The 25,699-nt window shown below is 70.4% G+C and carries 25 protein-coding genes and 1 pseudogene; 7 read left to right on the forward strand and 19 right to left on the reverse strand.

All coding sequences use genetic code 11. The annotated features are described in order from the left end of the window. Window positions 1-254, reverse strand: a pseudogene (locus tag FCN22_RS14295) (hypothetical protein); the annotation flags it as partial. A 116-nt stretch (window positions 255-370) separates the two neighbouring features. Here FCN22_RS14295 and FCN22_RS22265 point away from each other — a divergent pair. The 3 genes from FCN22_RS22265 to FCN22_RS14310 all read left to right on the forward strand — a co-directional run bounded on the left by FCN22_RS22265 (window position 371) and on the right by FCN22_RS14310 (window position 3,032). Further along, complete coding sequence (locus tag FCN22_RS22265) at window positions 371-1,021, forward strand: CGNR zinc finger domain-containing protein (protein ID WP_137122242.1); 651 nt, start codon at window positions 371-373, stop codon at window positions 1,019-1,021. Window positions 1,022-1,136: 115 nt separating this feature from the next. Further along, window positions 1,137-1,760 (forward strand): hypothetical protein, encoded by a 624-nt coding sequence (locus tag FCN22_RS14305; protein WP_137122243.1) that lies wholly within the window; start codon window positions 1,137-1,139, stop codon window positions 1,758-1,760. A 99-nt stretch (window positions 1,761-1,859) separates the two neighbouring features. Then, entirely contained in the window at window positions 1,860-3,032 is a 1,173-nt protein-coding gene (locus tag FCN22_RS14310) for an NADH-quinone oxidoreductase subunit D (protein WP_137122244.1), read from the forward strand. Between the two features lie 195 nt (window positions 3,033-3,227). Here FCN22_RS14310 and FCN22_RS14315 read toward each other — a convergent pair whose 3' ends face one another. The 9 genes from FCN22_RS14315 to dacB all read right to left on the reverse strand — a co-directional run bounded on the left by FCN22_RS14315 (window position 3,228) and on the right by dacB (window position 12,566). Continuing rightward, window positions 3,228-3,749, reverse strand: coding sequence for a DUF3180 domain-containing protein (locus FCN22_RS14315; protein ID WP_162308208.1), 522 nt, complete (start codon window positions 3,747-3,749; stop codon window positions 3,228-3,230). Continuing rightward, a complete protein-coding gene (folK, locus tag FCN22_RS14320) occupies window positions 3,743-4,624 on the reverse strand; it encodes a 2-amino-4-hydroxy-6-hydroxymethyldihydropteridine diphosphokinase (protein WP_137122246.1) in 882 nt (293 codons plus the stop codon). The genes FCN22_RS14315 and folK overlap by 7 nt, the downstream gene beginning before the upstream one ends. Then, entirely contained in the window at window positions 4,621-5,430 is an 810-nt protein-coding gene (gene folP / locus FCN22_RS14325) for a dihydropteroate synthase (RefSeq protein ID WP_137122247.1), read from the reverse strand. The genes folK and folP overlap by 4 nt, the downstream gene beginning before the upstream one ends. Further along, entirely contained in the window at window positions 5,427-6,011 is a 585-nt protein-coding gene (gene folE / locus FCN22_RS14330; protein WP_137122248.1) for a GTP cyclohydrolase I FolE, read from the reverse strand. Before folE ends, folP begins: the two co-directional genes overlap by 4 nt. Continuing rightward, on the reverse strand, window positions 5,989-8,016 hold the full coding sequence (gene ftsH / locus FCN22_RS14335) for an ATP-dependent zinc metalloprotease FtsH (RefSeq protein WP_137122249.1): 2,028 nt from the start codon (window positions 8,014-8,016) through the stop codon (window positions 5,989-5,991). Before ftsH ends, folE begins: the two co-directional genes overlap by 23 nt. A 183-nt stretch (window positions 8,017-8,199) precedes the next feature. Then, a complete protein-coding gene (hpt, locus tag FCN22_RS14340; protein WP_137122250.1) occupies window positions 8,200-8,751 on the reverse strand; it encodes a hypoxanthine phosphoribosyltransferase in 552 nt (183 codons plus the stop codon). A gap of 9 nt (window positions 8,752-8,760) precedes the next feature. Continuing rightward, window positions 8,761-9,813: a tRNA lysidine(34) synthetase TilS gene (gene tilS, locus FCN22_RS14345; protein WP_137122251.1), complete on the reverse strand. Its 1,053-nt coding sequence runs from the start codon at window positions 9,811-9,813 to the stop codon at window positions 8,761-8,763. A gap of 12 nt (window positions 9,814-9,825) precedes the next feature. Then, window positions 9,826-10,902 carry an Rv3626c family coenzyme F420 biosynthesis-associated protein gene (locus FCN22_RS14350; RefSeq protein ID WP_137122252.1) on the reverse strand — a complete coding sequence of 359 codons (1,077 nt, stop codon included), beginning with the start codon at window positions 10,900-10,902 and terminating at the stop codon, window positions 9,826-9,828. 77 nt (window positions 10,903-10,979) lie between these two features. Then, window positions 10,980-12,566 carry a D-alanyl-D-alanine carboxypeptidase/D-alanyl-D-alanine endopeptidase gene (gene dacB, locus FCN22_RS14355; RefSeq protein WP_137122253.1) on the reverse strand — a complete coding sequence of 529 codons (1,587 nt, stop codon included), beginning with the start codon at window positions 12,564-12,566 and terminating at the stop codon, window positions 10,980-10,982. 92 nt (window positions 12,567-12,658) lie between these two features. Between dacB and FCN22_RS14360 the strand changes: the two genes are divergently transcribed. Further along, window positions 12,659-13,177 carry an inorganic diphosphatase gene (locus tag FCN22_RS14360; RefSeq protein ID WP_137122254.1) on the forward strand — a complete coding sequence of 173 codons (519 nt, stop codon included), beginning with the start codon at window positions 12,659-12,661 and terminating at the stop codon, window positions 13,175-13,177. Window positions 13,178-13,210: 33 nt separating this feature from the next. On the opposite strand, the gene FCN22_RS14365 is transcribed toward FCN22_RS14360, so the two are convergent. Next, complete coding sequence (locus FCN22_RS14365) at window positions 13,211-14,650, reverse strand: C40 family peptidase (protein ID WP_137122255.1); 1,440 nt, start codon at window positions 14,648-14,650, stop codon at window positions 13,211-13,213. Window positions 14,651-15,112: 462 nt separating this feature from the next. Here FCN22_RS14365 and FCN22_RS14370 point away from each other — a divergent pair, with 462 nt between their 5' ends. Beyond that, a complete protein-coding gene (locus tag FCN22_RS14370; RefSeq protein ID WP_162308209.1) occupies window positions 15,113-16,777 on the forward strand; it encodes a DUF3352 domain-containing protein in 1,665 nt (554 codons plus the stop codon). Window positions 16,778-16,830: 53 nt separating this feature from the next. Here the strand turns inward: FCN22_RS14370 and FCN22_RS14375 are convergent, their stop codons facing one another. The 3 genes from FCN22_RS14375 to FCN22_RS14385 form a co-directional block, all read right to left on the reverse strand. Beyond that, on the reverse strand, window positions 16,831-18,198 hold the full coding sequence (locus FCN22_RS14375) for a cytochrome P450 (protein WP_137122257.1): 1,368 nt from the start codon (window positions 18,196-18,198) through the stop codon (window positions 16,831-16,833). A 34-nt stretch (window positions 18,199-18,232) separates the two neighbouring features. Then, window positions 18,233-18,991 carry an alpha/beta fold hydrolase gene (locus FCN22_RS14380; RefSeq protein ID WP_137122258.1) on the reverse strand — a complete coding sequence of 253 codons (759 nt, stop codon included), beginning with the start codon at window positions 18,989-18,991 and terminating at the stop codon, window positions 18,233-18,235. 372 nt (window positions 18,992-19,363) lie between these two features. Next, window positions 19,364-19,687 (reverse strand): hypothetical protein, encoded by a 324-nt coding sequence (locus FCN22_RS14385; RefSeq protein WP_162308210.1) that lies wholly within the window; start codon window positions 19,685-19,687, stop codon window positions 19,364-19,366. Between FCN22_RS14385 and FCN22_RS21620 the strand changes: the two genes are divergently transcribed. Then, window positions 19,680-19,817: a hypothetical protein gene (locus FCN22_RS21620; protein ID WP_162308211.1), complete on the forward strand. Its 138-nt coding sequence runs from the start codon at window positions 19,680-19,682 to the stop codon at window positions 19,815-19,817. The genes FCN22_RS14385 and FCN22_RS21620 overlap by 8 nt on opposite strands. 427 nt (window positions 19,818-20,244) lie before the next feature. Beyond that, the gene (locus FCN22_RS21625) at window positions 20,245-20,676 is read left to right on the forward strand and encodes a class F sortase (protein WP_162308212.1); all 432 of its coding nucleotides are present in this window, start codon (window positions 20,245-20,247) and stop codon (window positions 20,674-20,676) included. 43 nt (window positions 20,677-20,719) lie between these two features. Here the strand turns inward: FCN22_RS21625 and FCN22_RS14395 are convergent, their stop codons facing one another. The 5 genes from FCN22_RS14395 to FCN22_RS14415 all read right to left on the reverse strand — a co-directional run bounded on the left by FCN22_RS14395 (window position 20,720) and on the right by FCN22_RS14415 (window position 25,696). Further along, window positions 20,720-21,208 (reverse strand): hemerythrin domain-containing protein, encoded by a 489-nt coding sequence (locus FCN22_RS14395; RefSeq protein WP_137122261.1) that lies wholly within the window; start codon window positions 21,206-21,208, stop codon window positions 20,720-20,722. Between the two features lie 153 nt (window positions 21,209-21,361). Beyond that, window positions 21,362-22,750, reverse strand: coding sequence for an amidase (locus tag FCN22_RS14400; protein ID WP_137122262.1), 1,389 nt, complete (start codon window positions 22,748-22,750; stop codon window positions 21,362-21,364). Further along, window positions 22,740-22,925: a hypothetical protein gene (locus FCN22_RS14405; protein WP_137122263.1), complete on the reverse strand. Its 186-nt coding sequence runs from the start codon at window positions 22,923-22,925 to the stop codon at window positions 22,740-22,742. Before FCN22_RS14405 ends, FCN22_RS14400 begins: the two co-directional genes overlap by 11 nt. Window positions 22,926-23,209: 284 nt before the next feature. After that, entirely contained in the window at window positions 23,210-23,776 is a 567-nt protein-coding gene (locus FCN22_RS14410; RefSeq protein ID WP_137122264.1) for a hemerythrin domain-containing protein, read from the reverse strand. Between the two features lie 48 nt (window positions 23,777-23,824). After that, window positions 23,825-25,696 carry a transketolase gene (locus FCN22_RS14415; protein ID WP_137122265.1) on the reverse strand — a complete coding sequence of 624 codons (1,872 nt, stop codon included), beginning with the start codon at window positions 25,694-25,696 and terminating at the stop codon, window positions 23,825-23,827. Window positions 25,697-25,699 lie beyond the last annotated feature (3 nt).

Here is a 25,699-nt window from a genome sequence, read left to right on the forward strand (position 1 = left end):
TTGCCGATGTCGCGGCCGATGTAGGTGCGCTGCGGGTCCAGGTGCTCCGCGTTGCGCTGGGTCAGGTAGTAGAGCGTGCCGCCCTTCTCCGAGCTCGTCGGACCCTGGCTTCCGGCGCCGCCCAACGCGTCTCCCCCACCGCCCGTGTCGGTCCCACCCCCTCCCGAGCAGGCCGCGACGACCAGGGCAGTCGACAGGGACGCGAGAAGAAGGGCGGTTCGCGGGGCGGTCAACATGTTCTCCTCCGGGGTCACGCACGTAGGTTTTCGCCGATAGTGGACCGTAAAGACTTGGTAAATAACCTGTCAATCTTTTTTACCGGTTAGTTGAACCTTCGACGGAACCGCCAGCCGATGGTTACGATCCGGGCATGAGCAGGACCATCGGAGCGGGGAAGCCCCGCGCGAGCGAACCCGTGTGGGTCGAGGTGGTCGACGGTGTCCGCCTGCCCCGGCGGCTCGCCGGGCACCCCGCCCTGGAACTGTGCAACACGCTGGCCAACTGCAGCGAGCCCCAGGCCGCTTTCGACTACCTCGCGGACTTCGAGAGCCTGTGCGTCTGGGCCACCCGTGAGGGCCTGCTCGATGCGACCCTCGCGGCCGCCACCCGCCGAGCGATGGCCGCCGACTCGGTGGCGGCGGCTCGCGAGCTCGAGCGGGTCCGCGCGTTCCGCGTCGCGCTGTGGCGCACGCTGGTCGACCCCACGCCCGAGGACCGGCGGGTCGTCTCCGGGCAGGTCGAGAAGGCGGCGCGGGTGCTGCAACTGCGGCTGGAGCCCTCGGCCCGGTTCACCTTCCCGGCCGACCTGGGCGCGCGGCTGCCGCTCCTCGCCGCCGCCTGGAGCGCCGCCGGTCTGCTGGTCTCCCCGGAGCGGGAACGCGTCCGGCGCTGCGCCGGCATCGACTGCGGCTGGCTCTTCCTCGACACCACTGGGCGGCGGCGCTGGTGCATGATGGCCAGTTGCGGCAACCGCGCCAAGGCCCGCCGTTTCGCCGAGCGGCGGCTCGGCACCGGGAGCTGAGCCACGTCCCGCCCAACCATCCGGGTTACCGTTGCCCCGTGCACCGACCCACCACGCCGCCGCCCCCCTCTGCCGAGGGGCACCGGACCCGGACCTCCTCGTGAGGCGGCGGTGTGTGCTGCCGGTCGTCCTGGCGGTGACCGTCGGCGTTGTGCCGGCATGCGGCGGCGAGTACACGCCCTCGGCCGGCGGACGGGCAGGGCCGGGCGACCCGACGACGACGTCCCCCGAGACGACGCCGCAGCCGGAGATCACCTCGAGCACCCCGACGGCCCCTCCGCCGACCTCCACCGGGCCGAAGCCGAAGCCGAAGCCGACGACCCCGACGCCGCCTAGCCCGAAACCCCAGCCGCACGTGGACAGCGACGACGTCGGCCGCTCCTTCGACCTCGGCGTCATCGTCGGCATCGGCAACGAGAAGGGCGTGCCGGTCATCGTGCTCGATCGCTGGACGGCCAAGGGGGTCGCGGACTCCACCATCGCGAGCGCCGGCTACCCGCTGGCCCCCCACTCGGGCACGCCGTTCTACAACATCAACACGCAGAGCACCTACCGGATCCCGGTCGCCCGCGGAGCAACCTTCACCTATCAACACTGCAACGACATCACCGAGCCCATGGTCACCGAGCGCTCCACGCTCCGCCGCATGGCCGACCTGGACAGGGCCGAGCAGGTGGTGCTGGTCACCCTCGACCGCGAGGGTCGCGCCACCGCGGTCGCCAACGACCCCGCCTGCTGAGCCGCAGCGACACCCCGAGGCCCTCGCGGTCGTGAACGCGTGGCGTCCCCGCCCGGACCGTGCGTGGCAGAGCCGGGTCCGGCTGGCAGACTGGCCGGTATGACGTCCACGACCGACCCGCGCGAGCTCACGGTGGGCGTGGGGGCCGGGGGACTCGCCACCGCCGACATGGTCCTCAACATCGGCCCACAGCACCCCGCCACCCACGGCGTTCTGCGGTTGCGACTCGTCGTGGACGGCGAGCGCATCATCACTGCCGAGCCGATCATCGGCTACATGCACCGTGGGGCGGAGAAGCTCTTCGAGGTGCGCGACTACCGCCAGATCACCGTGCTGGCCAACCGGCACGACTGGCTGTCCGCGTTCAGCAACGAGCTCGGCGTGGTGCTCGCGGTCGAGTCGATGCTTGGCATGGAGGTGCCCGAGCGCGCCGTCTGGGCCCGCATGCTCCTCGCCGAGCTCAATCGGGTGCTCAACCACCTGATGTTCCTCGGCTCCTACCCCCTCGAGCTCGGCGCGATCACGCCGATCTTCTACGCGTTCCGCGAGCGCGAGGAGCTGCAGACCGTGATGGAGGAGGTCTCCGGCGGGCGGATGCACTACATGTTCAACCGGGTCGGTGGCCTGCTGCACGACCTCCCGGCCGGCTGGCTGGGCCGGGTGGAGGCGACGATCGAGGACGTCCGTGGGCGGCTACCCGACCTGGAGAGCATGCTCGTCGGCAACGAGATCGTGCACGCCCGCACCCGCGGGGTGGGCGTGCTGTCCGCCGAGACCGTTGCTGCGTATGGGGTGTCCGGCCCGATCGCGCGCGCGTCGGGGCTGGACGTCGATCTGCGGCGCGACACGCCATACCTCGCCTATGACCAGGTGTTCTCGTCCGGCGGCCCGGGACGAGTGGTCACCCGCACGCAGGGTGACAGTCTCGCCCGCCTCGAGGTGCTGCTCGAGCAGGTCCACGTCAGCCTCGACATCGCCCAGCACTGTGTCGGTGTGCTCGGGTCGCTGCCCCAGGGGCCGATCAACGTCAAGCTGCCCAAGGTCGTGCGGGTCCCCGAGGGCGAGACCTACTACGCCACGGAGAACCCACTTGGCTTCAACGGCTACTACCTGGTCTCGCGCGGCGACAAGACGCCGTGGCGGCTCAAGCTGAGGTCGGCCTCCTTCAACAATGTCTCGGTCCTCTCCGAGACGCTGCCCGGCAACCTGATCTCCGACATGGTGGCGATCCTCGGCTCGATGTTCTTCGTCGTCGGCGACATCGACAAGTAGCCCGGCGGGCGTGCTCGCCCCAGGCTGCTTTGCTCACCACAGGCCGCTCCCGGACCGCTGGAAACCGGTCCCCAGCGAGCACGCACCCCTCGACCCGTATGCCGCCTGCTCACCCCACACTGCTTTGCTCACCACAGGCCGCTCGCGGACGGCGGGAAACCGGCCCCCAGCGAGCACCGTCGGGTCAGCGGTCGGTCAGGCGGGGCCGGGCTCCTCGTCCGCGGTGGAACGGCGGGACCCGCCGCCACCCTTGGGGTCGTCGTCGTGGTCGTGCGGGATCCGGCACCAGGCCTGCACGACGTGCCCGACCACCGCGAGCAGGATCGCCGCCCCGCACAGGGCCAGCGCGCGGTAGAGCCCGTCCAGGACCGAGGAGACGTCGGCGTTCGGCACGAGAATCACCGCGAGCGCGGCGTAGTAGCCGGTCACGACGGCACCACCCAGGGCGCTGGCCTGTGCGGCGACCACGGTGCGTCGGGCGCGCTGCGGCGTCGGCATCCGCTCGGAGTCGCCACCCAGGTAGCGGCGGATCTCCCAGCCGGCCGCCAGCATCACGGCGGCCATCAGGACGAGCAGGGCCACGCCGAGCCAACTGGTCTGGGGCAGCTCGTGGCCGCTGTCGACCACGAGGCGCAAGCCGACGTAGGCGAGCAGGCCCACCACCAGCGCGACGAGCACCGTGACGCGGATGCTCACACCGGACTCGTTGTTCACCACGTCGGCCTCCATTCCGGACCCGGCCGCACCCCGTCTGCCGACCGTTCCTGCAGCAGGTCCGCCACCGGGCGCAGCCGGCCGCCCACCCGCAACTGTGCCGCGGGGTCGGCGGCCACCCACGGGAGGAGGACGAACGCGCGCTCGTGCGCACGAGGGTGCGGCAGGGTGAGCTCGTCGCCGTCCATCAGGACGTCAGTTTGCCGTGCCGGGTCACCATACTGGATGAGGTCGAGGTCGAGCGTCCTTGCACCCCAACGCAGTTCGCGCACTCGCCCGTGCCGCGCCTCGACCTCGTGCAGTCGGCGCAGCACGGTGTGCGGCGCGAGACGCGTGCGACCGAGCAGCACGGCGTTGAGGTAGTCGGGTTGGTCTGGTCCACCGACCGGGTCGGTCTCGAACAGCGGGGAGACACTCTGGACCGCGAAGCCCTCGATTGCCTCGAGCCGTGCCACGGCATCCTCGAGCGTCGCACGGACGTCGCCGAGGTTGCCCCCGAGCGCGACCACGACGGGCACGTCGCGCTCGCGGCGGATGCCGACCTGCACGTCGCCGAACGGGACGCCGACCGGGGCCTCGGGCTTGTGGATCGTCACCTCGACGGCCTCGACCAGTCCGTGCTCCAAGGCTGCCGCCGCGATCCGTTCCGCCACCGTCTCGATCAGGTCGAGGGACTCGCCGGCGAGGACGGCGACGGCCTGCTCGGCGACCTGCGCGTAGTTCACCGTCCGCGCCAGGTCGTCGCTCTGACCGGCCGGTCGCAGGTCGACCTCGAGCGTGACGTCAGCGATGAACATCTGCCCGTCGGCCTTCTCGGCCTCGAACACTCCGTGGGTCCCGCGCGCCGCGAGGCCCTGAAGGACGATGCGATCGGTCACGTCGCCTCCTCGACGGCACGGAACACGCGAAGCGCGTCGACGGTGCCGGCCACGTCGTGGACCCGCACTCCCCACACCCCAGCCTGAATCGCGAGCAGGGACGTGGCAACCGTCGCCGCGTCGCGCTGCAGCGGGGGGCGTGGCGCCTGGTCGGGCCCTCGGCCCAGCCGCCCGAGAAAGGTCTTGCGCGAGGTGCCGACCAGGACCGGCAGCCCGAGCACCGACAGGGAGTCGAGGTGCGCGAGCAACGCCCAGTTGTGCTCCGGGAGCTTCGCGAAGCCGAAGCCGGGGTCGAGGATGAGCTGCTCACGCCGTGCCCCCGCGGCGACCAGGTCCTCGACCCGCCCGGTCAGCTCTCGGCACACGTCCTGCACGACGTCCGCATAGACCGCTCGGCGTTGCATGTCGGCGCTGTGCCCACGCCAGTGCATCACCACGAACGGCACGCCCGACTGCGCCACCAGGTCGGCCATCCGATCGTCGGCCTGTCCACCGCTGACGTCGTTGACCAGGCTGGCTCCGGCGTCGATCGCCTGCCGCGCGACCTCGGCCCGCATCGTGTCGATGGACACGCGGGCGCCGGCTGTCGCCAGGCCACGGACCACGGGCAACACCCGCCGCAGCTCCTCCTCGGTGGAAGGGCGCTCGGCACCCGGACGGGTCGACTCACCGCCCACGTCGAGGATGTCGGCACCGTCGTCGAGCAACTGCTGTCCGTGTTCGATCGCCGCCTGGGGCTCGAACCACTCTCCCCCATCGCTGAACGAGTCCGGGGTGACGTTGACCACGCCCATCACCAGCGTCATCGTCGACCGCCGAGCACCAGCCCCATCGCCTCGGCGCGGGTGGCCGGGTTGCGCAGCTGGCCCCGCACCGTGGACGTGATCGTGCGCGACCCGGGTCGGCGGACTCCGCGCATCGACATGCACAGGTGCTCGCACTCCAGCACCACGATGACGCCCTGGGGCATCAGATGCTCCACCATGGCGTCGGCGATCTGGGAGGTGAGCCGCTCCTGCACCTGTGGTCTGCGGGCAAACGCGTCCACCAGCCTGGCCAGCTTGGACAGTCCGGTGACCCGGCCGTCCTTGTTCGGGATGTAGCCGACGTGCGCGACGCCGTGGAACGGCACCAAGTGGTGCTCGCACGTGCTGTAGAGCTCGATGTCGCGCACCAGGATCATCTCGTCGTGATCCATCTCGAAGGTGGTCGCCAGGATCTTGGCCGGGTCCTGCTGCATGCCCGCGAACATCTCCCCGTAGGCGCGCGCCACCCGGGCCGGGGTGTCCTGCAAGCCGTCGCGGTCGGGATCCTCCCCGACCGCGATCAGCAGTTCCCGGATCGCGCGCTCGGCGCGATCGACATCAATGCCCTTCGGGGTCGACATAGCCGCCTTCCGGCACCTCGATGACCGCCTCCGGCGGGTGCTCACCGTTGGGGCCGGGAGGTGGCTGGCCGTTGGCCTGGGCCGCCTTCTCGGCCGGGGTGAGGACGGGCGGCAGGTCGTGCACGTGGCGCCGGTCGCTCGACAGCCAGATCGGGCGTGGGGGCCGTTTCACCACGTCGGCGAACACCTCGGCGAGGGCTTCCGCGCCCAGGGTCTCCTTCTCGAGCAGCTGCAGCACCAGGTGGTCGAGGATCTCGCGGTTGTCGTTGATGACATGCCACGCCTCGTCGTGCGCGGCCTCGATCAGGCGGCGCACCTCCTCGTCGACGACCCCCGCGACCTCCTCGGAGTAGTCGCGCTCGTGGCCCATGTCACGACCGAGGAAGACCTCGCTGTTGCCCGAGCCGAGCTTGATCGCACCGACCCGCTCGCTCATGCCGTACTGCGTCACCATCTGCCGCGCCAGTCCGGTGGCTTTCTCGATGTCGTTGGACGCGCCCGTGGTCGGGTCGTGGAAGACCAGCTCCTCCGCGACGCGCCCACCGAGGGCGTAGGCGAGCTGGTCGAGCAGCTCGTTGCGGGTGGTGGAGTACTTGTCGTCGGCCGGCAGCACCATGGTGTAGCCGAGCGCACGGCCGCGCGGCAGGATCGTGATCTTGGTGACCGGGTCGGTGTGCCGCATCGCCGAGGCGACGAGCGCGTGGCCGCCCTCGTGGTAGGCGGTGATCTTGCGCTCCTTGGCACTCATCACCCGCGAACGCTTCTGCGGCCCCGCGATGACGCGGTCGATCGCCTCGTCGAGGGAGTGGTTGTCGATCATGTTGGCGCCGGTGCGGGCGGTGAGCAGCGCCGCCTCGTTGAGCACGTTGGCCAGGTCGGCGCCGGAGAACCCGGGGGTCCGCCGTGCCACCGCGAGCAGGTCGACGTCCGTGGCCATCGGCTTGCCCTTGGCGTGCACCTGCAGGATGTGGTGCCGCCCGATCATGTCCGGCGCGTCGACGGCGATCTGCCGGTCGAACCGCCCGGGACGCAGCAGCGCCGGGTCGAGGATGTCGGGCCGGTTGGTGGCGGCGATCAGGATGACATTGGTCTTGACGTCGAAGCCGTCCATCTCGACGAGCAGCTGGTTCAGCGTCTGCTCGCGCTCGTCGTGGCCGCCGCCCAGCCCGGCGCCGCGGTGCCGTCCGACGGCATCGATCTCGTCGACGAAGATGATTGCGGGGGCGTTGGACTTGGCCTGCTCGAACAGGTCGCGCACCCGGGAGGCTCCCACACCGACGAACATCTCGACGAAGTCCGAGCCCGAGATCGTGTAGAACGGCACGCCGGCCTCACCCGCCACGGCTCGCGCCAGCAGCGTCTTGCCGGTGCCCGGAGCGCCATACAGCAGGACGCCCTTGGGGATCTTGGCGCCGACGGCGAGGAACTTGGCGGGGTCGGCGAGGAAGTCCTTGATCTCCTGCAGCTCCTCGACCGCCTCGTCCGCCCCGGCGACGTCGGCGAAGGTGACCTTGGGCATGTCCTTGCTGGCGAGCTTGGCCTTGCTCTTGCCGAACTGCATGACCTTGGACCCGCCGCCTTGCATCTGGCTCATCAGGAACCAGAACAGACCGAGGACCAGCAGCAACGGCAGCACGGTCAGCAGCAGGCTGACGATCCAGCTCTGCTGGGCCGGGTCGTCGGTGTAGCCCTTGGAGGGGTTCGCCTTGGTCAGCTCACTCACGATCCGGTCCCCGCGCGCGGGGACGTAATAGGCCTGGACGCGGTTCGCGTCCTTGACCTGGTCACCGTCGGAGTAGCTCTCCCCCGGCTTCAGGGTCAGGTCGATGCGGTCGGGGGTGACCTTGGCCGACTCGACCTTGCCACTGGTGATCAGGTGCTCCGCCGCGGACGTGTCGATCCGGGTGAAGCCGCTGTTGCCGTTGACGGTGAAATACAGGAAGGCGACGGCGATGATCAGGACGATCCAGATCATCGGCGTGCGGAGAATGCGCTTGAAGTTCATGTATGTGCGGGGTCTCGCCCCGTCCCTCCTGGTCGCTCGGCCAAGTCGTCCGCGATGTCCCGCGGACACGGCGACAGACTGAAAAAAGGTACACCGCTCGGCGGCAACGGCATTCCTGCAGGTCAACGACCATTATGCCGTCAGTGTTCCGACGGGCTCGCGCCGCCGCGTTATTTGCCCCGCTCAGGAGTAGACGTGCGGCGCGAGGGTGCCCACGACGCGCAGGTTGCGGTAGCGCTCGTCGTAGTCGAGTCCATAGCCCACGACGAACTCCGGCGGGATGTCGAATCCGACGTACTTGACCGGGATCTCCACCTTGGCCACCTCCGGCTTGCGCAGCAGGGTGCAGATCTCGACGGAGGCGGGCGAGCGCGACTCCAGGTTGGTCTTGATCCACGACAGGGTCAGCCCGGAGTCGATGATGTCCTCGACGATCAGCACGTGCTTGTCGGTGATGTCGGTCCGCAGGTCCATCAGGATGCGGACGACCCCGGACGACTTGGTGCCGGAGCCGTAGGACGAGATGGCCATCCAGTCCATGGGCGCGGTGCCCGGCAGGGCCCGCATCAGGTCGGCCATCACCACGACGGCGCCCTTGAGCACCCCCACGAGCAGCAGGTCCTTGCCCTCGTAGTCGGCCCAGATCTGCTCGGCCAGCTCCCCGAGTCTGGTCTGGATCTCCTCCTCGGTGATCAGCACCTTCTCGAGGTCGGCTCCCATGTGGGCGGCGTCCACGGCACTCTCCTAGGTTGTCGGGTGGGTCGTCGGGTCGGTCGTCGGGCGGTCCGGCCCGTCCAGGCTGTCAGCGCCGGTGTGCTCCCATTGAACCGGACCTGCGCGCTCGATCGACACCCGCCCGCCCGTGCGGCTCGCCCGCACGCCCCCCGGCAGGTCGACCTGGCCCTGTCCGCGCCACCGGCTCACCAGGGCCTCCAGCGACCGCACGTGCACCGCGAACAGCGCACCGCGTGGTGTCCCCGCCTCCTCGACCAGCCGGCGCCACACCCTGGTCCGGATCCCGTCCGGCAGCACCGCGAGCCGCTGCGCCTCCCATGGTCCGGGCCCGAGCTCCTCGCGGGCGGTCACCGCGAGGGCGTCCAGCGTGTCCGCGTCGGTGCGCAGCAGGCCGGCGCTGCGGGCCAGTCCCGCGACGACGCCGGGGCCGAGCTCGTGCTCGAGCCGGTCGAGCAGCCGCCGCGCCCGCACCCTGCGATAGGTCGGGTCCGCATTGTGCGGGTCCTCCCACGGGGTCAGCCCCTCGGCCGCGCACACCTCGCGCGTGGTGCTCCCGGGCAGCGCGAGGAAGGGCCGCAGGAAGCGGCCGCGACGACGCGGCATACCGGACAGCGAACGGGCGCCGGAGCCGCGGGCGAGGCCGAGCAGGACCTGCTCCGCCTGGTCCTTCTGGGTGTGGCCGAGCAGCACGTATGCCGAGCCGCTCGCCTCCGCGGCCTGCTCCAGAGCGGCGTAGCGCGCGTCCCTGGCTGCCGACTCCGGGCCGCCCTCGGAGCCCACCTGCACCCGCAGGACCTGAACGCTCGACAGGCCCAGCGCACGACACTGCTCGGCGGCCCGGGCAGCGACTTCTTCCGAACCGTCCTGCAGCCCATGGTCCACGACCAGCGCGCCGGTGGGGTGGCCAAGGCGAGGAGCCTCCCAGGCCGTGACAGCGGCGAGGGCGAGCGAGTCCGGCCCACCGCTGCAGGCCACCAGCACCGGCACGTCGGACGGCAGCCCCGCGAGGCACTCGCGCACGGCCACACGCGCCGCGGCGACGGGGGCGGGCGGACCGGTCACGGGATCAGGGGATCAGCCGTGGACACGGGCGACCCAGGCACCCGGGTCCTCGATCTCCTCGGGCAGCGGGAGCGTCTCGGGGGAGGTCCAGACGGCATTGAAGCCGTCGACCCCGACCCGGTCGGTGACCCCGCGCACGAAGGCCGCACCGTCGCGGTACTGCCGCATCTTCGCCTCCAGGCCGAGCAGCCGCCGCAGCAGGCGGTCGACCGCACCCCCGCCGCGCCGCCGTTGCTGGAACTTGGCCCTGATCTGCGCGACCGACGGAATCACCTGCGGGCCGACGTCGTCCATCACGACGTCGGCATGCCCCTCGAGCAGCGACATGACCGCGGTGATCCGGGCCATCCGCGCCCGCTGCTCCGGCGTCGCGAAGACGTCCGCGAGTCCCGTGCCACCGCTGCGGAAGGCATCCGGCAGGCTGGAGGCGATCTGCGCCAGCTTGGCCCCGAGCTGGTCGGGGTCGGGGACCAGCTCGGAGGTCAGCGACCGGGCGCTGCCGATCAGGTGCTCGCGCAGCCAGGGCACCGCGGTGAACTGGACCCGGTGGGTCTCCTCGTGCAGGCACACCCACAGCCGGAAGTCGGCGGGATCGACGGCGAGCTGGGTCTCCGCGTGCAGGATGTTCGGCGCCACGAGCAGGAGGCGGGGCTTCCCCTCCGGCGCGAGGTCGTACTGACCGAGCACCTTGCCGGCGAGGAACGCCATCAGCGCTCCTGCCTCCCCGCCGGTCACCTTGCCGCCGACCGATCGGGTCAGTTGCCCGGGCTCACGGCGTCGCTTGGCGGCCATCGTGTCGAAAACCGGGCCCAGCATCGAGCGCATCGAGCTCACGTTGGCGTCGATCCAGCCGGGCCGGTCGACGATGAGGGGCGCGTGCGCGTCCGGGGGCGTGTGCAGCCGCGCGGTCTCCGCCACCGGGGTGCGGGCCCGTTCCGCGTCGGCGCGCAGCTCCTCGACCACGGAGGACGCCTCCGCTGCCGTCACCTTGGGGCCGGCCGGGACGAGCCGGCGGCCCGTGGCCCCGGCGAAGTCCCAGTCGACCAGCTCGTGCGGCCCGGTCGCGCCGGAGGTCGAAGTGGTTGCCATGGCCAACACCGTACGGGTTTGTCGTGTCGGGGGTCGCGATCCCCGGCGGCTGTGGCGCTCCTTTGAGTGTTCTTCGCTCAGCCGCGACAGCCGCAGTCGGCCAAGCGAGCCACGACCGCGTCGAGTCCCCGCCGCACCTGCGTCATGGCGACCCACGCATTGCCACTCACTCCCTTGCTCCCGGGCCGCTCGCGGGAGCCGCCGGCGGCCTTGCCCTTGGCCGGGGGCGTGAAGGGCCGCACGTTGTCGGCGATCAGCACGAAGACGAGCAGCCGCCCGTCCCGGTCGAGCACGGTGCCGGCCAGCGAGGAGACGCCCGGCAGGCTGCCGGTCTTGGCGCGCGCGATCCCGTCGGCGACCCGCGCCTCCGGGTTGAGGAAGCGGTCGTAGAGGGTACCGGTCAGCCCGGCGACGGGCAGTTGGCTGAGCACGCTCTGCAGGGCCCGGTCCCGCCCGGTCGTCGCCAGTGTGAGCACATCACCGATCACACGGGCAGGGATCCTGGTGCCTGTGGACAGCCCACAGGAGTCGACGAGGTGCACTCCTGTGACGTCGATGCCGAGACCCTTGACCGTGCGCGTCACCCACCGGGCGACCGACGGGAAGTCGGTCCGGGCGCCCTCGTGCGCGGCGGCGATGCGAGCGAGCTGCTCGGTCAGCGCGTTGTCGCTCTGGTCGAGGGCCAACGCGAGCACGTCGCCGATCGGTGCCGAACGCACCGCCCCCAGTGTGCGCCCGGAGGACGGAGCGCGGCCGCGCTCCACGGCGTCGGCCACTGTGACCCCATGCCGGGCCAACGCCTCGCGGAAGGCCCACGCCGTGCTCATCACGGGGTCGGTCGAGGCTGGGTGGCCGGTCGTGGCGCGCTGCGTGGACAGACCGAGCATGGCCACGCCGCCGACGAATCCCTGGTTGATGACGCCCTGGCTCCAGCCGGGCGCGTGCAGCGGCCCCGCGGCATACGAGTCATCCACGGTCAGCCGCAGCGGCTTCGAACTGGCTGACTTGGCTGACTTGCTGGTCTTGCTCGGGCGCGGCGACCTGGCCAGCGATGCCTTGACCTCGGCTGCGAGCTCGTCGAGCCCGGCGTGGCCCGACGTCGAGGAGCGGTCGCCCTTGCCGGGGCTGAGCAGGCTGTCGCCTCCCGCGACCAGTACGATGCTGCGCGGGCTCGATCCCTGGACGACCTTGGTCGTGAAGCGACCGCCGGGGTCCAAGGTGGTGGTCACCGCCGCCGCGGTCAGCAGCTTGGTGGTCGACGCCGGGGTGCGGGGTGCGGATGCGCTGAGGTCGAGCAGGTGCTTCCCGGTCGACGCATCCCGGATCGTCACGCCGAGCGAGTTGCCCAGCTGCTTGTCCCGCAACGCGCCGGCGAGGAAGGTCCGCAGCCCCTTCTCGGTCGGCACCGGGGCCCCGGCCTCGAGCCGCGGCAGCGGCGGCCGCGGGTTGCTGACCGGCGCGATCCTGGTGTGTTGCTCGGTGTGCTGCTCGGCAGTGGCCGCACCGGACGTGGAGCTTTGGCCGGTCCTCGGGCTCGGCGCCGAGGTCGTCTGGTCGCGGGTGAGGACGCCGGGCACCTTGTCGTAGACGTCGAGGGCGCCATAGCCCACCACGGCCACGACGGACACGGCGATGACCCCCGAGACGACTTTGACGAGACGCACAACCCCCCTTAACGACGCGGGTGCGGATACGGGACACTTGCGAGCGAGCCTAAGCCACCCGTGGACCGCGAAAGACCCAGAAGGGGCCTCCCATGAAGTTCGACGTCACGATCGAGATCCCGCAGGGTCAGCGCAACAAGTACGAGGTCGACCACCTCACCGGCCGAATCCGCTTGGACCGCATGCTCTTCACCTCGACCCGCTACCCGGCCGACTACGGCTACATCGAGGACACACTCGGGCAGGACGGAGACCCGCTCGACGCCCTCGTGCTGCTCGAGGAGCCGACCTTCCCCGGCGTGCTGGTGGCGGCACGGGCGATCGGGATGTTCCGGATGCGTGACGAGGCCGGCGGCGACGACAAGGTGCTGTGCGTGCCGGCCGACGACCCCCGCCAGTCACACATCACCGAGCTGGAGCACGTGAGCAAGTACGACCGGCTCGAGATCCAGCACTTCTTCGAGACCTACAAGGAGCTCGAGCCGGGCAAGTCGGTCGAGGGCGCCCACTGGGCCGGCCGGGAGGAGTCCGAGCAGGAGATCCTGGCCTCCATCCAGCGGGCGAAGGACGCCGGGATGACCACCGCTCGTTGGCCCGGACCGCACGCCTGAGTCGGGTCCTTCGGACCCAGCGCGTCGCTGCGGTCAGGACAGGACGCGACCGCCGTAGGGCAGCAGGTCGCCGTAGCGGAAGACTGAGTAGGTGCGGACGTAACCGCCCGCGAACGGCGCCTCGATGATGGTGTCGCCTCCGATGTAGAGGGCGACGTGGTAGATGGTCGACGGCGAGGACCCGTAGAACACCAGGTCGCCGGGCTGCAGCTCACTGATCGGCACGCGCATCGTGTCGTTGTACTGCAGCTTTGACTGGTGCGGCAGGTACACGCCCGCGGCCCGCCACGCCCCCTGGGTCAGACCAGAGCAGTCCCAGGTGCTCGGGCCGTCCGCGGCCCAGACGTAGCGGTCACCCAGCTGGGCACGAGCGAACGCGATGGCGGCGCTCGCACCACTCGCCGGTCCGGACGGAGCCGGGGCCGGTTCGGGTGCGGAAACCGGAATGGCCTGCGCCTGCTCGCGTTCGGCGGCGGCCCGCTCGTCGGCGGCCTTCTGCTCCCGGGCCTTCTGCGCGGCTGCCCGTCGGGCCGCTGCCTCCTGCTGCCGCTGCGACTCTGCGCGTCGCGCCGCCTCGGCACGCGCCTCCTGGGCGGCCCGCTCGCGCGCCTTCTCCTGGGCGGCCGCCCTCGCAGCGGCCTCTTCCCTGGCCTTCTGGGCGGCAGCCTCCCGAGCGGCCTCCTCCTTGGCCCGCTGCAGGGCCGCTGCCTTGCGCCGCTGCGCCTCGAGCCGTTTGCGCGCGGCCTCGGCGGCCCGGCGCTCGGCTTCGGCCCGCAGCCCCGCCTGACGCTGCCGCTCCTTGCTCACCGAGGTGCGCCGCAGCTGGGCCAGTTCGGTGACCATCGCGGACTGCTGGCTCTGCAGCCGCCGGGTCTCCGACTGCACCGCGGCGACCTTCGCCTCGGCCTCGCCCTTGGCCTGCTTGGCCCTCATCTCGGCCGCGGCCTCCTGGGCCTGCGCCCGAGCCGCCTGGCGCTCCAACGTCGCCGCCGTCTGCGAGCTGGCCGACGCCTGCTCGAGGGTCCGGTCTCGATACTTGCCGACCACGGCGAATCCGGCTGCCCGGTCGAGCACAGTCTGCGGCCCACCATCGGACAGGAACATCTCCAGGTCACCGAGGCTGCCGCCCTGTCGGTAGATGCCGGCCGCCAGCTCGCCCACCGCGGTGCGGGCGGTGTGGGCCTGCTGCCGGGCCTCGCGCGACTTGCGTGACGCGACCTTGGCCGCGGCCCGCTTCTGTTGCAGCTCGACGCGGGCACCGTTGTACTTCTCGGCCGCCTCGCCGGCCTCCTTGCGCACCTGCTGCTCCTGGGCATACGAGGCGTTGAGCCGGCCCTGGAGTGCTTCGACCTGCTGCTTCTTGCTGGTCACCGCGGACTGGGCCGCCTGCACCTCTCCCGCGGAGGGGTAGACCGGGTCGACGCTGGCCTGAGCGGGCCCGGCGCTGACCACCATGGCCAAGGCGCTGCCCACGGCTGTGACCAAGGTGATTCGGGTCGACCGACTACTGCGGGGCACGGTGAGGACCTCTCCGTCGGGAAGCTGACAACGACGGAGACTAGAGCTAATTCGCCCCACTGGGAACACAAGTCACACCGCTCCCGCGCGCATCATCTCCCCCACCGGCCTCGCGTCCAAGAGGACACGCCGAGTTACACCAATGTCTTTTTGCAGGTCACTCGGAAGGTTCGGGACCGACCGGCCTCGGCCGCGGAGCAAAGGTCACGAAATGGTCACAAATTGAAAATTTACCCAACCCAGACGCCGATAGCACTGCATCCTGCGCACTTCGGCGCTGTCCGCTCGCCCGGTCATTCGGAACCCAAGGACGACGCACGACGCAGCAGGACCACACGCCTACTCCGTCACGGGGTCATCACCACACAACAGGGGAGCACCATGTCTGAACACCCACCATCCGGTCCGGACCGACCGATGCCGCCGCCTTCCGGCGACGGCCCGCCACCGGGGGGACACCAGTCCGGTCCGTATGGCGCCCAGCCCTATGTCGGCCAGCCCTACGCCCAGCCGCCGGCGGGACGGGGGCAGCGCAAGTCCCACAAGAGCGCGATCATCACGGTCCTGCTGGCCGTCGCGCTGGTGCTCGCAGGTGGCGCCGCCTTCGCCGTCACGAAGCTCGGCGGCGGTGGGCAGCAACCTGCTGAGGCGCTGCCCGGCAACGCGATCGCTTACTGGCGCATGGACATCGATCCCTCGGTCGGTCAGAAGGTGGCGGCCGTGCGGTTCCTGTCCACGTTCCCCAAGTCCAACGGAGACTTCACGACCGGAGACATCCGCAAGAAGCTGTGGGACGCCGCCCAGAAGGACAACCCGTCGATCAAGGACATCGACTACGACCGGGACATCAAGCCTTGGCTCGGCGACAGGCTGGGCATGAGCGTCTCCGCCCCCCACCAGAGCGGAGACGACCCGATGGTGGCCGTGGCCCTCCAGGTCAAGGACGAGGGCAAGGCACGCGAGGGCATCGACAAGATCCTCGCCGCCGTGCCGGCTGGCCCGGCCACCTCCTTCGGCGCGAGCGCCCCGATCCCGGGCGGCACCCACGAGCTGGTGGCCAAGGACTCCGACAAGCCGGACTACTTCTTCCATGGTGACTACGCCGTCTTCACCATGCCCGGCCGGGCTGCCGAGGTCAGGTCGGCCATCGACGAAGGGCCGCTGTCCGACAACACGACGTTCGCGGGCGACATGGACGACCTCGGCGAGCCGGGCATCGTCTCGGGCTGGGCGGACCTCGGCGGGCTGGCCGAGCGGGCCGGCGACCTGATGGGTCCGCGGACGCGCGCGGAGCAGCTGAAGAAGGCCGGCCGCTTCGCCGTCGCCCTGCGCTTCGACTCCGACTACCTCGAGCTGGCCGGCATCACCCGCGGTCAGGAGTCCACCAAGGCTCCGCAGGACGAGGTGGAGTCGGCCATCACCTCACTGCCCGACGACACGGCCGTCGCCGTCGCTCTCTCCCACGGTGACCAGATCATCGGCAACGCCTGGGACTCCTTCATGAAGCTGGCCGACGACCAGTCACAGCCGCTGGGTTCGACCCAGTCGGCCCAGCAGCTCCTCGACGAGTTCAAGGAGCGCTACGGCATCGCCCTGCCCGAGGACCTCCAGACGTTGGTCGGCCGCAACCTGGTCATCGCCGCTCCTGACCAGGACTTCGAGAACACCTCGGGTCCGGAGGACGTCATCGCCGGCGTCCGGGTCAAGACCGACACCGGCAAGGCGACGGAGGTCATGACCAAGCTCGAGAAGCTCGCCCGGGACGAGGGTTCCGAGCTGCCGCTCGTGCACCATGCCAAGGGTGACTCGTTCCTGGTGGCCACCGGACAGCCCGGCCTGGACTGGATCGCGCGGGGCGGCAGGCTGGGCGACAGCGACTCCTTCCGGCTGGCGGTCCCTGGTGCCAAGACCGCGGAGTGGGTCTCCTACGTGGACCTCGACGACCTCGAACACCACTACCTGGGCGCGATCAAGGACGACGAGGAGCGTGAGTTCGTCAAGTCGCTCCGCAGCTTCGGGATGACCGCCCACCTCACGGGTGACGGGGAGGGCAGTTTCTCGATCAGGCTCGTCGGCAACTGAGCCGACCGGTTGCAGGCGTGCTGAGCCGCGCGTGGTCCTGGACCGCGCGCGGCTCAGCGTGTCCAGGCCAGAGGCAGTCGCTTCACACCCCGCTGGAAGTTCGACCGCAGCAGCGCCGGCTCGCCGGCAGCCTCGAGCCAGCTCGTGCGTGCGAGCAACGTGGTGAAAAGACAACGCATCTGCACTCGTGCGAGGTGGGAGCCGAGGCAGAAGTGCGGCCCGTGGCCGAAGGTCAGGTGGGCCGAGGTGGATCGCTCGATGTCGAAGCGGTCGGGTTCGGTGAAGACGGCCGCGTCCCGGTTCGCCGCCGCGAAGGAGACGACGATCTTGTCCCCGGCCCGCAGCTCCACGTCGCCGAGCCGGGTCGCGGATGTCGCCGTCCGGCGGAAGGCCATCACCGGAGTCCACCAGCGCAGCATCTCCTCGACCGCCGCGGGCACCTGGTCCGGCTGGTCCCGCAGCTGCCGCTGCGTCTCCGGATGCTGCAGCAGGGCGATCATCCCTCCTGGTATGCCGTTTCGCAGCGTCTCGTTGCCGGCCACCGCAAAGAGCCAGAAGAGGTTCTCGAACTCCTCGACGCTGACCGTTCCGTCCTCGCCGTCACGCTGCGCCATGAGGATCGACATCACGTCCTCGCCCGGTTCGCGACGCTTGGCCTCGCCGAGCAGGTGCGCATAGGTGTAGAGGTCGAGCATCCCCTCGCGCGAGCGAGGGTCGGGCATGAGCCCGTCCGCCCCAGGCTCAGGCCGCTCGGCGAGAGCCGCACGGGCCAGGTCAGTGCCGCGGCTGGGGTCGAAGGAGCCGCTCGTGGCGTAGTCGGGGTCCTGCCAGCCGATCACGCGGTTCGACCAGTCGAAGAGCAGCCACCGATCCTGGCTCGGCACGCCCAGCACGTCGGCCAGGGCGAGCAGCGGCAGGTCGGCCGCCACGTCCTTCGCGAAGTCACACTCCCCCGAGTCTCCATGTGCCAGCATGCGGTCCACGATCCGGTCGACATGTGCCTGGATCTGCTCCTCCAGCTTGGACACGGCCCTCGGGGTGAACGACTTCGCCAGCATCCGTCGCAGTCGGGTGTGGTCGGGCGGGTCCATGTTGAGCATCATCCGCTGCACGTAGGCGAGGTCCTCCGCACTCGCGGGGTCGCGGATCTGGGTGCCCCCGACGGCAGACGAGAAGGTGTGCGGGTCCCGCAGCACCCGTTCCACATCGGCGTGCCGCAGCACGAGCCAGTAGCCCGGGCCCTCCGGCCAGCCGGTGAGCGCAGGCTCGGCGACGGGCACCACGCCATACCCGTCACGCAGTGCGGCGAGGCCCTCGTAGGGCACTCCCGTCTGGTAGGTCGCCGGATCGTGCGCCAGCGTGGTGAGCTCCTGCACGTGTGCCGGTAGCCGGTCGTATGCCGTGGCGATCCTCGCGTTCATGTTCGCCAGCTCCTGGCCCAAACTTGCTGCCCGCTCAGGCCCGGTCCAGGAAGGCCTCGACGCTCGTCGCCAACGCGACCGGGGTCTCGAACATGGCGTAGTGACCGGCATTGGCCATGACCTGCACCACGCAGTTGCGGTAGGTCTCCCGCCAGGTCGCGTTGATGGTCTCTTCACCGAGCGCCGGGTCGTGCTCCCCCACGATCGCCAGAGCCTGGACGGAGCTTCCCTCGACCTCAGAGGCGAAGTCGGTCTTGGCCCACGCCTCCAGGTAGTCGCCGAAGGCCTCGCGTGTCGAGTTCTCGACCGAGCTGGCGACCATCTGGTCGATCCACCGCCTGGTCAGCCGGTTTCCGGTGGTGAGATCGATGATCGCCGCACGGTTGTCGTCGGACTGGGCTGCTCCCGAGAACAACGCCCAGCCGTCATCGTCGAACGGAACACCCGAGGCCGGCACGGGGCTGATGCCGATCATCCGCTCGACGCGGTCTGGCGCCATCGAGAGGACGCGTTGGACTGCGCTGCCACCCATCGAGTGGCCAATCAGCGAAAACGTCTGCGCACCCACCTCATCCGCCAAGGCGAGGGTGTCTCGGGCGATCTCGTCGATGGTGTGCTCGCCCTCCTCGTCCTGACGGGCGCCGTAACCGCGGTAGTCGGTGAACAGGAAACTGCGGCGCTCGCCGTCCAGCAGCTCGGGCCAGTGCCCCCAGCCTTCCGATGACCCAAACCAGCCGGGCAGGCAAATAACCACATTCGGGCCCGTGCCGACGCGGCGGTGGGCAATACTCATGGCAACTCCTCCTCGAAGCAGCCCCGGACGGGGTCGGATGAGGGCAGCCTAGTCAGATCGTGACCCGGTGCGGAGCGGAGTCGGAGCGCGGCCAGAACTGGCGCGGCGGCAGGGCCGAACGGGCAGCGCATTTCCCGCTAATGACTATTTCTTGACGAGTTCTTGCGTTCTCAAGACTTCCCTCTTGCCTTGCCTTTACCTTGGCTGAGAACGGGGAACCGGCCCCGCACCGAGCGGGCCCTCACGCAAGGGGAACTTCATGCAGGTACCGACGACAGGACGACGAGCAGCGCGAACGCTTGGCCTGGCCGTGAGCCTGGCCGGGGCGGGGGTCATGGTGATGGGCGCCACCAGCGCCCCCGCTGACGCGAGCTACCCATCCGCCAGCGCCACGTCCACCTCATCCCTCGCCTCCACGCCGGCGCCCTCCAGCCCGGCGGTCACCCAGACGACGCCGCCTCCCACCGAGACCACCCCGCCTCCCACCGAGACCACCCCGCCTCCCACCGAGACCACCCCGCCTCCCACCGAGACCACCCCGCCTCCCACCGAGACCACCCCGCCTCCCACCGAGACGACCCCGCCTCCCACCGAGACGACCCCGCCTCCCACCGAGACCACGCCACCCCCGTCCACCAGCACGACGCCGGTGGTGCACCCCTCGAACACCCCTGAGGTGCCGAGGCTCGTGCACACCGACGGCGGTCCGGTCGAAGGCGGAGGCTCGTCGGCCACGCTGATGCTCGGTGGCCTGGCGATCGCCATGGCCGGCATCGCAATCACGACGGCAACCATCCGCCGCCGCGAGGACGAGTCCGAGCACTGACGCGATGGCCCGATACCAGCGGGCCGGCTTTGCCGCAGGACTGCTGCTCGTGACGGGTGGGCTCACGCTCACCCTCACGGGCAGCAGCCTGTTTCATCCCGATTCGCAGCCCGGCGGTTACGTCTCGCCCAGTGTCATCACTCACGAAGGACACGCCGGCCTCGTGGCGCCCACCGGCCAGCCGGCGACGAAGGCCCCGGCTCGGACACGGAGCACTGGCCCGACGGCAACACCCACCAGCACGCACTCGGGCCGGCAGCGAAAGGGTGAACCGTCGGCCAAGACCCAACAGCCATCCGCGCCCAGCACGCAGCGCGCGACGTCGACGTCGACGTCGACGGCAGCCTCCTTGGGTGATCGGAAGACGTCATCACCCTCGCGACCGAATCCGCGGGCACCCCAGGGCGCGCCGTCCCACGTGACCGTCGTGTCGGCCCACGGCGTGGAGCAGGTCGACACCTCCCTGCGCCCGGCCTATCTCGACAAACAGGACTACCTCATCCCCGCCCCCGGTGCTGCCGGGTGGTACGCGGAGGCAGGCTGGCCGAAGCCCGGCTACCCGGGCACGTCGATCCTCGTCGGCCACATCAGCTGGAGCCACCAGCCGGATGTCTTCTGGAACCTCCCGCGGGTCCGGATCGGTGACACGGTCGTCGTCACCTACACGTCCGGTCAGAAGGTCCGCTTCACGGTGACCAGGTCGTCGCCGGAGCGCAAGACGTCGGTGCCGCACGACACCAGCATCTGGGACGCCGGCAACCCGCGACCGCTGTTGCGCCTCATCACCTGTGACCCTTCGACCACCTTCGTCAACCACCACTACCTCGGGAACTGGGTGGTGTGGGCCGTTCCGGCCTGACCCAGCCAGTCGGCGGGGCAGGAAGGCTCGTGGGCCGGCAGCGTCAGGTGGAGATGCCGTCCACGCTCGCGATCATCTCCCTGCCCGCGTGGGCGGCATGCCACGCGTCGATCGCCGTGTCCCACTCGTCACCATCGAGCTCGGTGAGCGACGCCGGGAAGAGACCGTCCTCCTCCTTGCGGATGTGGACGTAGAGCTCGTCCAGCGCCTCCCGGATCCGGTGCCGGTCGCTCTCCTTCGTGAGGTCGACGCTCGCCAACAGCCCTGCCAGCTCGCGGTGTTCAGCGACGAGCGGGTCGATGTGCTCGGCGTAGAGCTCTTCGCGTCGCAAGACGGCGAAGAGTCCCTGTTCCTCGCCCTGCCAGTGCGCCCGGAGCTCGTCCGCCATCGAGGACAAGTGCTCCCGGGCGGCGTCGAAGTCGCCGCGTTCGCAGGCTCGGAGCGCCTCCTCGCCGGAATGCGTCGAGCGCTCGTGCTCGGCGATGTAGTCACGCAGCAGCGGGATGTCCCGACACCCGCAGTACTGGCACACTGCCCCTCCTCGTTGACGACTTCACCCGATTGTCGCCCAGGCCCGTCGCCGTTGCCGCATGGTGGCCGCTTCAGGGGTGGTTCGGCGACAGCGCGCAGGCTCGACCGATGCCGTGCACAAGGGTTCTCGCGCCTTCCCCACCCACCTGGGCGCCTACTCGCGATCGAGATGGGCGGTCGGCCCGGCCGAGCCCAACAGGCCGAGCTCTTCGACCGCCCGGCCGGTGTCGAGCACCCGCTGATCGGCGAGCGCCGGCCCGATGATCTGGAGGCCGACCGGCATACCATCGACGAGACCACACGGCACCGACAGGGACGGCAGGCCCAGCAGGCTGGCCGGAGTCACCACGGAGAACACGCCAGCGCCCGAACCGCCGATGGTGGGCGTGGGCACGGGGACCATCGGCGCCACGAGCAGGTCGACCTCGTCGAACACGCGCTGCATCTCCTGTCGGAGCCGGCGGCGCAACTGCTGGGCCTGGAGGTACTCCACGGCGCTCGGGAGCTCTCCGCACTCGAGGAGCAGCCGCACATCGTCCGCGAAGTCCTGCGGCCGGTCGCGCAGGTTCGCGTGGTGGACCGTGCTCGCCTCGGCCGTGTCGATCACCGTCAGGGCATGGTCGCCGTGTCGCAGCCCGCGCACCTCCACCGGCCGGACCACGGCGCCAGCCCGCTCGAGGCCTGCGATCGCGGCGCGGACGACAGCCTCGATCTCGGGATCGACGTCGTGGAAGAAGTACTTCTCGTCGACGCCCAGCACGACCCCGGTGCAGTCTGCCGAGAGACCGCCAACTGTGGTGGTGGGCGGCAGGTCGACGGAGGCCGGGTCGCGCGGATCGAACCCACTGATGGCGTCGAGGAGGATCGCGGCGTCGGTGACGGTGCGAGTCATCGGGCCGACGTGGTCAAGGGTCCACGCCTCCGGGAAGCAGCCGTACTTGCTGACCCGCCCGTAGGTCGGCTTCAGGCCGACGATCCCGCAGAGAGACGCCGGCACCCGGATCGAACCCGAGGTGTCCGAGCCGAGGGCACCCAGGGCCAGTCCCGTCGCGACCGAGACCGCCGAACCCCCGCTCGAGCCGCCCGGTGACCTGTCCAGTCGCCACGGGTTGCGGCAGGTGCCGAAGACCCGATTGTCCGTCGTGCCGCCGAGGGCGTACTCGTGCAGGTTCAGCTTGCCCAGGACGACGGCACCAGCATCGGTCAGCCGGGAGACGACCGTCGCCGTGTCCTCGGGGACGAAGTCGCGGTGGATGGTGGAGCCCATCGTGGTGACGCGACCCGCGACATACAGGTTGTCCTTGATGCCCAGGGGTATGCCGTGCAGCGGGCCCCTCCATCGGCCGGCAGTGATCTCCTGCTCCGCCTCCTTCGCCCGCGCCGCGGCCTCCTCGCGGTAGACGGAGATGTAGGCCCGCAGGGTGTCGTCGTGGCGGTCGATCCGCTCCAGGACGGCATCCGTCAGCTCGACCGGGGAGACCGTCCGGGACCTGATCAGCGAGGACAGCTCCGCGATGGAGTGGTCGGTCAGCTCACGCGTCACGGTCGTGCCCCTGGGCCGGGAAGACGAGGGGTATGTCGAAGTCGCCCAGCATCGCCTCGTCCACCCCCTGGCGTCCGGCCAGCAGGCTCTGCCAGTGGTCCTCGACCTCCTGGTGGTCGCCGACCGGGACCTCGATGCCACGGGCCCGCAGCAGCCGCACCGCGATCGGATCCATCAGCTCTCCTTGGCCTGACCGAGCCCTGCGGCCCGGGTCAGGCCAGACTACGGCGCCGGCACACGCCGACGGAGAGGGGCCGAGCCGGCCGAGTCCGGCGCCGGATGCGGGCGGGAGCTTTACGGGCGGGCGCTCGAGGAGCGCCCGCCCGGACATGAGTTCCGTCCCGCTCCGGGGAGCGACGGCTATCAGCATGTCGCCGCCCATCTACCCCGGTTTGTGACGGCCATTCCTGCTCTGAGCCCCCACTTTCGTGCGGCCGTCGAGGACCGCCTGCAGCGCGCTCAGCCGGGAGAGTCGTTGCGGTGCTCGGCCAGCTGCCCGAGCTCCTCCTTGGCGCTGTCGAGGATCACGAGGAACGGAGACGTGTCACCCCGCCCGAGGGGGCTTCCCGGCTGCATCACCAGCTCCGCGACGTACTCCAGGCCTTGGGCCATCTGGCCGAGCGCCGCATCGTCGGCAGCGGCCAGCAGCGCCGGCAGCTCCTCCGTCTCCTCCGCCTCGGCGTGCGACGTGACGGCTTCCGCGAGCTCTCCCAGGGTCTGCTCGAAGTCGGCCGAGCCGGGGTCGAGGCCCTCCAGGGTCGTCATGACCTCACCGGCGTCGTCCTCCTCGTCGACCCGCTCCCGGGCGACGTCCGGATCGGCCAGTTCCTGCTCTCCGACCGGGTGGATGAAGGACTCCTCCACCGCCTCGTGGACCGCCAGGTAGCGGCGCAAGGTCGAGAACGTGGCGCTCCGCTCCGCCCCTGCGGTCTTGGTCACCGCCTCCAGCAGCTGCTTGAGGTCACGGTGCTGCTCCTGCACCAGCTCCATGACCTCTTCGGCGGAACTCGTCGTCGCGAACTGCATCGTCACTCCTCGTCGCTGGTTGTGCTCCCCCGGACTGCCCTCTGGCGCCTACGTTTTGGCGGTGCTCTCGGCCCCGGACCGTGCCGGCTCGGCGAGCACGTCGCGCACTGCTGCCGCGACAGCCTCCGCATCGATGCCTGCGGCATGTCGCAACTCCTCAGGCGTGCCGGAGACCGGCATCTCCCGCACCGCGAGCTTCACCACCGCCGGCCGTTGCGGGTCCGTCGCCAATGCCGCGAGGACAGCGTCGCCGAGACCCCCCTCGGGCCAGTGGTCCTCGACCGTCACCAGCGCGCGTGTCTCCCGGGCCGCGGCCGCCAGCGCGTCGGCGTCGATGGGCTTGATGCTGTAGCAGTCGAGGACGCGTATGTCGATGCCCTCACCTGCCAGCACGTCGGCCGCACCCAGGGCCTCGTCGACCGTGGCCCCGCACGCGACGACTGTCACCTGGTCGTGGTCGGTCGACCGTGCCGTCCGGCTGCCGCCGATGGTCACTGCCTCGGACGAGGGCGTCCGCACGGGCGTCTTCCCCCGAAGCGTCCGCAGGTAACTGATGCCCGGACGGTCGGCCATCTGCTGCACCAGCTGCACGGTCTGGTTGGCGTCGGACGGGTGCAGCACTGCGCTGCCGTGCACCGCCCGGAAGGTCGCGAGGTCCTCCAGCGCCATCTGCGACGGCCCGTCCTCACCGATGGAAACGCCGGCGTGCGACCCGACCAGGCGCAGGTCGGCGCGGGAGATCGCCGCCATCCTGGTGAAGTCCTGCGCCCGGGTGAAGAAGGCCGCGAACGTGGAGGCGAAGGGCTTCCAGCCACGCACCTGCATGCCCACGGCAGCCGCGACCATCTGCTGCTCGGCGATGAACATCTCGAAGTATCGGTCGGGGTGCGCCTCCGCGAAGAGGTCGGAGTGGGTGGAGTTGGACACCTCGCCGTCCAGGGCGACGACGCCGCCGTCGACGTCGCCCAACCACGACAGCGCAGTCCCGTAGGCGGATCGCGTGGCGACCTCCTCGCCCAGGTCCCACGACGGGCGTTCCGCCTGCTTGGTGTCGAAGAGGTGCGGCTCGTCCTGCGTCTCGGGCCCTGCCAGGGTCACGGTCAGGTGGCGTTGACCACCGAGCTCCTTGATGGCGGCCTGCGCGTCCTCCAACGGTTTGCCGTGGAAGCCCGGCTTGTCCTCGACCGCCGCCACTCCCCGCCCCTTGCGAGTCTTGGCGAACAGCACGGTGGGCTTGGACGACTCGCTCACGGCCTGGGACAGCGCCGTGGCGATCTCGCCCACGTCGTGACCGTCCAGCACGAGGGCCCGCCACCCGAAGGCCCTCGCCCGGCGTGCGTAGCCCTCGAGGTCCCAGCCCAGCATGGTCTCCCGGGTCTGCCCGAGCCGGTTCACGTCGACGATCGCGACGAGGTTGTCGAGCTGCTCCCACGCGGCGTGCTGGAAGGCCTCCCAGATCGATCCCTCGGCCATCTCGGAGTCTCCGCACAGCACCCAGACCCGGTAGGGGAGCCGGTCCAGCCGGCGCGCCGCGAGGGCCAGCCCGACGCCGATCGGCAGCCCCTGCCCGAGCGACCCGGTCGCCACGTCGGTGGGCGGGATGCGCGGTGTGGGGTGGCCCTCCAGCCGGCTCCCGAAGCGGCGGTAGGTCAGCATCTCCTCGTCGGAGATGATGCCCGCCGCCTTCAGCAACGCGTAGTAGAGCGGTGAGGCATGGCCCTTGGAGAAGATCAGGTGGTCGCGGCGGGCGTCGTCGAGCTCATCGACATCGAGTCGCAGGTGGCGGTCGAACAAGACGGCCATCAGGTCGGCCGCGGACATCGACGACGTGGGGTGGCCCGATCCAGCGGCATCGCTCATCCGCACCGAGTCGACCCGCAGCTGCTGGGCGAGATCACGGCAGAACTGGTCGTCACTCATAGT

This window comes from Segeticoccus rhizosphaerae (genome assembly GCF_005222685.1).
Taxonomy (GTDB): Bacteria; Actinomycetota; Actinomycetes; order Actinomycetales; family Dermatophilaceae; genus Segeticoccus; species Segeticoccus rhizosphaerae.